At 29.1% G+C, this 1,222-nt stretch carries 2 protein-coding genes and 1 pseudogene; all 3 read right to left on the bottom strand.

The window, feature by feature from the left end:
* Positions 1-246: hypothetical protein (locus AC1DSB_RS19595; RefSeq protein ID WP_477587451.1), on the bottom strand; the 246-nt coding region annotated here is incomplete at its 3' end.
* 164 nt (positions 247-410) lie between these two features.
* On the bottom strand, positions 411-731 hold the full coding sequence (locus AC1DSB_RS19590; RefSeq protein WP_477587450.1) for a hypothetical protein: 321 nt from the start codon (positions 729-731) through the stop codon (positions 411-413).
* A 248-nt stretch (positions 732-979) separates the two neighbouring features.
* Positions 980-1,222, bottom strand: a pseudogene (locus AC1DSB_RS19585) (hypothetical protein); the annotation flags it as partial.

Genomic DNA, 1,222 nt, shown 5'->3' with positions numbered 1-1,222 from the left:
GTCTAACTCCGTTCCAGTAGCTTTTTCAAATGGGGGTTCTGTTAAAGTGTATGTTTTTGCATTTAACGTAGCCAATTTTTTCATATCAAATTTATTATCGATTTTATTATCACTTATTTCTGTTATTAAAGCTTCTTTTGGATAACCAATTAATAATACATGGAACCTTAATGCCATTTTCGGAGATGAATGCAACAATATAAAAATAACGCCTAATATTACTACTATCCTAATTAATTTTTTCAAAATCCCACCCCCCTATATTTTCCCTTTTTGAGATATTATTCTCGAACATACTTTAAAAATCCTTCTTCAACTAACCTGCCCCTTTAGTTCAATAAGAAAAAAGGCTTCACTCCTTATTGAAGTAAAGCATCCGTTAGTTTAAGTACAATTTTTCACAAACTTCGTTAATTATTTACTATATTTTGTTCCCCAAACTTTTCCTTCGTTTTTATTAAAACTAAAATCATATTTACTACACTTAATAATAGAACAACTAAAAACATATAGAAGATAATTGGGTCTCCTCCAGATGGAACTTCATCCGCTATATATCCCGAAATAAACATATTTATCCCCGATACGATACAAGAAACAAATACCAACATACTGACTGAATATCCACTTACAACGGACTTTTTCAATAATATTAAAATTAATGTAACTAACAAACTAAAAATAAAAACACCAATTGAAAATTTTAGATAATAAAAAACATCTACTAACATTAATTCAGCTCCTTTTCAGATTTGACGTTTACATATATTACCAAGTTCCACAATGATAACCCTACTCATTATTTTCATAATTCCTCGAGCAGTTATTCAACTAAACTCCCCCGTTAGTTCAATAAGAAAAAGGGCTGAATAATCAGCCCGATGATCTTTAACTAAAGCACCAGTTAGTTGAATAGTTGAAGTGGAAAGTCATCAATTTAGTTTGTATAGTGGTTCTGCAAGAAAAATATAAAGTTGTTTTAACTTAAATTATTTCCCCATAAAGCATTTAGAAATACCATATATAACGTGAAGAATCCTGTTAATATAGTGAAGCTTAACGGGATAATTCTTAAAGTTTTGTTTTTTCTAATTGTTATTATAAAAATAGCAAAAGAAAGGATTGCAACAACATAAAAAAGATAAATCATTAGATAGTGTGTTAATGGTCCCAAAAATAATCCAAGTACCGCAAATTGAATTAAAAAGGCTAACATAGAAAC

It is taken from the genome of Paenisporosarcina sp. P4_E4_2 (assembly GCF_056401595.1).
Note: the sequence above shows the minus strand (reverse complement) of the source record. Positions and strands in the feature narration are given on the sequence as shown.